The sequence below is a fragment of the Brevundimonas sp. Root1423 genome (assembly GCF_001426805.1).
Genome location: NZ_LMFL01000063.1, coordinates 1 through 6,893, shown reverse-complemented (window position 1 = coordinate 6,893; position 6,893 = coordinate 1). Strand labels below are relative to the sequence as shown.

The 6,893-nt window shown below is 66.1% G+C and carries 7 protein-coding genes; 2 read left to right on the top strand and 5 right to left on the bottom strand.

Features of this window, described 5'->3' with window-relative positions; genetic code table 11:
• Nucleotides 1-165 (top strand): UDP-glucose/GDP-mannose dehydrogenase family protein (locus ASD25_RS29870; protein WP_235561788.1); only part of this gene is annotated, 165 nt, incomplete at its 5' end.
• A gap of 3 nt (nucleotides 166-168) precedes the next feature.
• Here the strand turns inward: ASD25_RS29870 and ASD25_RS30845 are convergent.
• Both ASD25_RS30845 and ASD25_RS26610 read right to left on the bottom strand, forming a co-directional pair.
• Nucleotides 169-336 (bottom strand): hypothetical protein, encoded by a 168-nt coding sequence (locus tag ASD25_RS30845; RefSeq protein ID WP_156376990.1) that lies wholly within the window; start codon nucleotides 334-336, stop codon nucleotides 169-171.
• Between the two features lie 148 nt (nucleotides 337-484).
• Nucleotides 485-1,159, bottom strand: a complete 675-nt coding sequence (locus ASD25_RS26610) for an OmpA family protein (RefSeq protein ID WP_055831240.1) — start codon at nucleotides 1,157-1,159, stop codon at nucleotides 485-487.
• A 225-nt stretch (nucleotides 1,160-1,384) separates the two neighbouring features.
• On the opposite strand from ASD25_RS26610, the gene ASD25_RS26605 reads away from it, so the two are divergent.
• A complete protein-coding gene (locus tag ASD25_RS26605; protein ID WP_055831301.1) occupies nucleotides 1,385-2,296 on the top strand; it encodes an isopenicillin N synthase family oxygenase in 912 nt (303 codons plus the stop codon).
• Nucleotides 2,297-2,327: 31 nt separating this feature from the next.
• On the opposite strand, the gene ASD25_RS26600 is transcribed toward ASD25_RS26605, so the two are convergent.
• From ASD25_RS26600 to ASD25_RS26590, 3 genes are all read right to left on the bottom strand, one after another.
• The gene (locus ASD25_RS26600; protein ID WP_235562894.1) at nucleotides 2,328-4,178 is read right to left on the bottom strand and encodes a TadE/TadG family type IV pilus assembly protein; all 1,851 of its coding nucleotides are present in this window, start codon (nucleotides 4,176-4,178) and stop codon (nucleotides 2,328-2,330) included.
• Nucleotides 4,179-4,317: 139 nt separating this feature from the next.
• The gene (locus ASD25_RS26595; protein WP_055831236.1) at nucleotides 4,318-6,198 is read right to left on the bottom strand and encodes a TadE/TadG family type IV pilus assembly protein; all 1,881 of its coding nucleotides are present in this window, start codon (nucleotides 6,196-6,198) and stop codon (nucleotides 4,318-4,320) included.
• Between the two features lie 154 nt (nucleotides 6,199-6,352).
• A partial coding sequence (locus ASD25_RS26590) for a M2 family metallopeptidase (protein ID WP_200943736.1) occupies nucleotides 6,353-6,893 on the bottom strand: 541 nt, incomplete at its 5' end.

Below are 6,893 nucleotides of genomic sequence, written 5' to 3'. Positions count from 1 at the left end.
CATGCGGTCGTCATCCTGACCGAATGGGACCAGTTCCGCGCCCTCGACCTGGACCGGGTCAAGCTGCTGCTGCGCGAACCCGTCATGGTCGACCTGAGAAACGTCTACCGGCCCGAGGACATGCGCGCCCGCGGCTTCCGCTACGTCTCGATCGGACGGGCCTGACCGCTAGCGCAGGGCGACGCGGATGAGGGCGGGTTGTTCCGTCGCGGCCTCGTCCTGCGGCATCAGGGTGCGGCCGGCGCCGATGACCACGGTCGCCGTAAGCACCGCCGAAACCGCGGCGATGGCGGCCAGTTTCACGCCGTCGGCGAATTCCTGATGGTTCGGACGCAAGCGATTCCCCCGCAGCGAGTGCGGACCATATCCAGCATCTGACGCGCCCTGCCGCAAGTCACGGAACGGTGTGCGCTCGCAAAAAAAGGACGGAGCCGGGGCTCCGTCCTTTCCCTTGGCGCTACCCGCCTGTCGGCCGCTTGAGCGGCTAGCCGCGGAACGGGCGGATGAGGATCTCGACGCGGCGGTTCTGCGCCTTGCCTTCGGCGGTCGCGTTCGATGCGATCGGGGCGCTTTCGCCGCGACCGTCGACGTACAGCCGGTCGGCGAGGACGTTGCGGCTGACCAGGGCCTGGGCCACGGACGAGGCGCGCTGACGCGAGAGGTTCAGGTTGTAGTCGTCGGCCCCGTCGGAATCGGCATGGCCGACGATGTCGATGATCGACTGGTCGTAGCGGTTCAGGACGGCCGCCACGTCGTCCAGCGTCGCATTGAAGCGCGGGGTGATGCTGGACTGGTTGGAAGCAAAGGTGACGTCCGACGGCATGCGCAGGACCAGGTTGTCGCCCTGACGCGCGACGCCCACGCCCGAGCCGGACAGTTCGGCCTCGAGTTCGCGCTGCTGACGATCCATATAGGCGCCGACCGCCGCCCCGCCGAGCGCGCCGATGCCGGCGCCGATCAGGGCGTTCTTGCGGCCCTCCTCGGAGTTGGAGGTGTTGGTCAGATAGCCCAGCACCGCGCCGCCGAGGGCGCCGGCGATCGCGCCCGTGGCGGTGTTGTTGCGACGCGGGGTCGAGCTGTAGGGGTCCATGGTGGTGCAGGCGGCGCCGCCCAGCAGGATGGCGATGCTGGCGCCGGTGAGGAGAAGCTTGCTGCGCATGGAGGTTTTCCTTTGCCGTGAAATCGGTCTGTCGCCGAAACGTGGGCTTACGGTGGAGGTTCCGACCTGTACGGCATGTGAACGCCGCGCGCCGCGGCTTTGCCAAGGTCGCGGGTTAGGGCGTAAGGAACCGGAATACCGATCCTGCGAGGCCCTGCCGTGAGTGAGACCCTGACCCCCGAAGCCGCCCTGACCGCGGGCAAACGCGCCATCGAACCGGTGTCGATGAAGCTCTACGACGCCGACTTCCAGACGTTCGCGGACAAACTTGGGACGTCGTTCAAACGCTATGGCTTCGCCGTGATCGCCGATCATGGCCTGGACGAGGACGTGATCGGCGCCGCTGTCGCTGACACCAAGGCCTTCTTCGCGCTGCCGGAGGAGACCAAGCGCAAATATCACCAGCCGGGCACGGGCGGCGCGCGGGGGCTGACCCCCTTCGGCGTCGAGGCCGCCAAGGGCGCGGCCACGGTCGATCTGAAGGAATTCTGGCACGTCGGGCGCGAACTGCCTGAGGGCCACCCCTACCGGAAATACATGCGCGACAACGTGTGGCCGGCCGAGGTCGAGGGCTTCCGGACCCACGTCTACAGCATGTTCGAGGCGATGGACGTCCTGGGGGCGAAGATCCTGCGCGCCATCGCCCGCTATCTGAAGCTGGGCGACGACTTTTTCGAGGACAAGGTCGAGATGGGCAACAGCATCCTGCGGATGCTGCACTATCCGCCGGTCCCGGCGGGGGCGTCGGGCGTGCGGGCCGGGGCGCACGAGGACATCAATGTCATCACCCTGCTGCTGGGGGCCGAGGAGGCCGGCCTGCAGCTGAAGGACGCCGACGGCGAATGGCTGGACATCGCGCCGCCGCCCGGCGCCCTGGTGGTCAATATCGGCGACATGCTGCAGCGGCTGACCAACCACGTCCTGCCGTCGACCAGCCACAGGGTGATCAATCCTGCGCCCGAGCGGGCGAGCTTCGCCCGCTACTCCACGCCGTTCTTCCTGCATTTCAACCCGGACTTCGTGATCGAGACCCTGCCCGGCATGATCAGCCCGGACAATCCTGACCGTTATGCCGGCAAGGCGATCATGGCCGAGGATTTCCTGACCGAGCGGCTGAAGGAAATCCGGTTGATCTGATCGCGCGTCCCCCTGAAGGGGGCCGCCGGTCCTATTTCGATATTCTCAGACGTGTGATGTCGCGGCCGATGGCGGCGAAGGCGGCGGAGAGGTCGGATCCGCTGGACGGAAGATAGGCGTGCTGGGGGCTGCTGGCGCAGTCGGCCAGGAGGTCTGCGGCTTCGCCGCCGGCGGCGATCTGGAAGCCTACGGTATAGACGAGGATTCCCCGGGCCTTCATGGCGTCGCACAGCGCCGCGCCCTGATCGAAGGGGTCGCCGTTGGTCGAGTTCTGGTTGATCCTGTCGACGGTTCCGCCGGAACCGGAGCCGGCGTCCCGGGCGATGACGCCGGTGCTGTAGGGCGTGTTGAACTCGCCGTCGGTCATGATGACGACCGCCTTCAAGGTCTCCTCGGGCGCATAGGCGCTGGCGGGGCTGCCCGGCCACAGGCCGTTGAAGTTCGGCGAGACGGAATACCAGCCCCACGCCATGCCGATCTGGCCGGCCGTCGAGCCCGTGACGGACAGGCCGTTGATCAGGGATTTGAGGGTCGACTTGTTGCTGTTGAGCGGCAGGATGACGGCCGACGGGCAGGGGTTCCCCGAGGTGGCTGGATAGTTGCGCCCGACCCAGGTCGAGCCCCCCGGGGCGGCGTCGGTATAGGCCTGGGCGCCGGCGCGTTCGCTGACGCAGGTGCTGGTCTCGAGTGCGCGAAGCGTGCCGGACGGATTGGTGAAGACCCGCCACTGGCAGCCGTCCCGGCCGCACCAGCTCGACCCGCCGGAGGTATGGGCTCCCCATTCCGCGCCGTTGACGCCGATGGAATAGGTGTTGGTCGTCACATTGGCGACGAGATAGGGCCGGTTGTTGATCTGGGTCATGCCGTTGACCCCGGTGATGTAGACGCCCTCGCCGTTCTCCAAGCCATGGCCGGGGGCGGTCACCTGGACCGAGCAGTCCGGCAGCAGGCACTGACGCATCTGGCCGTCATCGTCATAACTGCCGTACCAGTTGGTGTTCACGGTCACCCAGGACCCGCCGTTCCAGGACTGCAGGAAGAATTTCGTGTCACTGATCCGCTGGACCCGATAGGCGCGGTTGTTCACCTGCTCCATGCCATCGACGTTCCGGATCCACACATAGTCGTTGGACTGGAGTCCGTGCGCAGTCGATGTCGTGACCACGCCCGGGCTGGCGCGGGTGATGCCGCTGATGTTCCTTGCCGACGACATCGCCCAGGCCGCATGCGAAATGGACCGGGCGCCGATGGGCGTCCCGCGGGCGCTGTTGGCGTAGGGGCCGACGTTCACTCCCATCGAGTAGGGCACGATGGCCATCCGCGTGTAGAAGGGCGTCTGGACGTCCTGAACCACGATATCGACCAGTTGGACGGCCGCCGCCTTGAGATCGATGATGCGCTGACCCGCCATGGAGCCGGTGATGTCGAGCACGAGGCCGACCTCGAGGTTCCTTGACGACCGGTCGACCTCGGAATGGGCTCCGACCGGCAGATAGTCGTCCATGAATTTGCCGTAGGGCGGAAGGAAGATGTTGGCGACGAGGGCCTTCACATCGACCTTGGAGACGGCGACCACCACATTCTCGTCGTTCAGGACGAAACTCGTATCGGCCTCGCGCAGGATGACATTGGGATAGGCCTGCAGGTTGGCGCGCAGCGACGTCAGGCCCACGCGCTGGAGGTCGGCGTTTTCGGTGTAGGGCGAACGGGCGGCGGCGAGGGCCGCGGCGTCCAGCGCGTCCTGCAGATTGACCCGCACGGTCGAGGCGCGGTGGATATCGACGCCGCCGGCCGTGATCAGGAGCAGCACCGGCAGGCTGAGCCCGAACAGCAGGGCGACATTGCCGCGGGCGTCGGACAGCAAGCCTCTGACAAGCTTCACGCCGTAACGGACACACGAGGCAACGGATGGTCTCATCGTGGGCGGTCCCGCCGGATCATCGGGCCCGAAGGCCCGCTTGCGAAGCTTCAGAATGGGCCGGCAGTCTTAACGCCGGATGATCGCCGGCGATCACGGTTCTCTATCGGGATATGCGCAACTGGGTGATGTCGCGGCCGATGGCCGAGAAGGCCTGGCGCAGGTCGGCGCCCGAGTTCGCCATGTAGACGTTGCCCGAGCTGGTCGCGCAATCGCTGATGAGGGCGCGGGCGCGCGCGTCGTCCACCACCTGGAAGCCCACGGTGTAGACGATCACGCCGGCGTTCTTCATGGCCGTGCACAGGGCCAGCGTCTGGTCGAAGGGATGGCCGTTGGGCGCATTGCAGTTGATGTGCAGGGCCGCCGAACCGGACCCGCTGGTCGAGTTGGCGGCGATGACGCCGTTGCAGTAGCCGCTGTTGTACTCGCCGTCGGTCATGATCACGACCGCCTTCAGGGTGTCGGCGGTGTTATAGGCCCCGCCCGCGGACGAGCCGAACAGGCCGCTGAAGTTGGGCGACACCGCATACCAGCCCCAGGCCACGCCGATGTGGCCGCCGGTCGAGCCGGAGGCGCTCAACAGATCGATGTCGGCCTTCACCGCCGCCCTGTTGCTGGACAAGGGCTTCAGCGTGTTCGCCAGGCAGGGATTGGACGTGGAGGGATAGTTCCGGCCCACGCGGGCGGTGGACGGCGCCGCGTCCGTATAGGCATTGCCCCCCGTCCGCTCGGTCACGCAGCTGCTGATCCGGTGGGTCACCAGATCGTCGTACACATTCTCGAAGGCGAAGTAGGTGCACCCCTGCTGGGCGCACCAGGACCTGCCGCCCGAGCTGTAGGGGGTCAGCGACGCCTCGTTCATGTCGATGGTGAAGCTGTTGGTCGTGGCGTTGCCGACCAGATAGGTCTGGTTGTTGATCTGCGTCATGCCGCCGACATCGGTGATGTAGACGTAGTTGTTGTTGACGAGTCCGTGATTGCTGGCGGTGATGGTGATGGAGCAGTCGTTGTTCTGGCACCTCTGAACCCGCCCGGTGGTCCCGGTGAGGTCATTGTAGTTGCGTCCGTCCACCGGATATCCGGTCAACCGATACAGCTGGAAGGTATTGTCGGTCTTGTTCTTGACGAGATAAGGCTTGTTGTTCAGCGAGGTCATCCCGCCGACGCCGGTAACCCACACCACATCGTTGTTGGAGAAGCCGTGGGCGGTCGAGGTCACGACCACCGGCGAGGCCTTGGTCGCGGCCGTGATGATCTGGGGCGTGCCGGCGAGATTGATGACCGCCCCCGTGATGTTGACCGAGCCGACGATCGAGCCCCGGGCGGCGGTGGCGTAGGTGTCGACGTTGACCGCCATCGAATAGGGGACGATGGCGACCTTGGAATACCAGGGCGTCTGTATGTCCTGCACCACGATGTCGACCAGGTCCTTGGCGGCGGCGCGCAGGTCGATGATCTTCTGGCCGGCCATCGAGCCGGTGGTGTCGAGCACCAGCGCCACCTCGATGTTGCGGGACGAGCGATCCACCTCGGAATGGGCCCCGACCGGCAGATAGTCGTCCATGAACTTGCCGTAGGGCGGAAGGAAGATGCTGGCGACCAGGGTCTTCACATCGACCTTGGAGGAGGCGACCACCACGTCGTCGCTGTTAAGAACGAACGAGGTGTCGGCATCGCGCAGGATGATGTTCGGATAGGCTTTCAGGTTGGCGCGCAGCGACGCCAGCCCGACCCGCTGGAGGTCGGCATTCTGGGTGTACGGCGAACGGGCGGCCGACAGGGTCGCTGCATCGAGCGCGTCCTGCAGATTCACCCGCACGGTCGAGGCCCTGTGGATGTCGACCCCGCCAACGGTCATCAGGATCAGAACCGGAACGCTGAGGGCGAAGAGCATGGCGACGTTGCCACGCGTATCGCCGGCCAAGCGCCGAGCGGAGGCCCGCAGACCCCGGCACAGGCCGTCAAACCAGGAGATCCGTCTCATCGCCTCATCCGCCCGTGGTTCAGCCGCGAAGCAATCCTTCCGCGCCTATCCGGGGGCAGATTGATTGCGCACGGTTAAGCGAAGGGCCCATACCAAGGGTTAATGCCGCGACTTCGTCACGGGGCGGCGGTGGCTTTCGGACGGCGCACCGCGCTCACGCCTCCCAGCCACAGTCCTTGCCGCGGTTCTGCACGGTCAGCCAGGCGTTCAGCGGGGCGAAATAGTCGGTGACGGCCGAGGCGTCGTTGCCGCTCTCGCCCGTGAAGGCTTGCATGGCTTCCGGCCACGGCCGCGACTGGCCCATTTCCATCATCCGCTCGAAGCGCTCGCCGACCTCCTTGTTGCCGTAGATGGAGCAGCGATGCAGCGGTCCCGTCCACCCGGCTTCCTTGCAGGCCGCGCGCTGGAACTGGAACTGGTAGATGTGGGCCAGGAAGTAGCGGGTGTAGGGCGTGTTGCCCGGGATATGGTATTTCGCGCCGGGGTCGAAGGCGTTGGCGGGACGCGGTCCAGGCGGGACCAGACCCTGGTATTTCAGCATATTGGCCGACCAGGCGTCGTTGTATTCCGCCGGGCTGGTCTCGCCGTTGAAGACGCCCCAGCGCCAGCGGTCGACCATCAGGCCGAACGGCAGGAAGGCGATCTTGTCGAGCGACCTGACCGCCATGCGCCGCATGGGTTCGATGATCGAGACG

What these genes read in the sequence shown, in the direction of transcription:
- ASD25_RS26610 (WP_055831240.1), bottom strand. Translation starts at nt 1,159, where the DNA reads ATGCGCAGCAAGCTTCTCCTCACCGGCGCCAGCATCGCCATCCTGCTG.
- ASD25_RS26605 (WP_055831301.1), top strand. Translation starts at nt 1,385, where the DNA reads ATGAAGCTCTACGACGCCGACTTCCAGACGTTCGCGGACAAACTTGGG.
- ASD25_RS26595 (WP_055831236.1), bottom strand. Translation starts at nt 6,198, where the DNA reads ATGAGACGGATCTCCTGGTTTGACGGCCTGTGCCGGGGTCTGCGGGCC.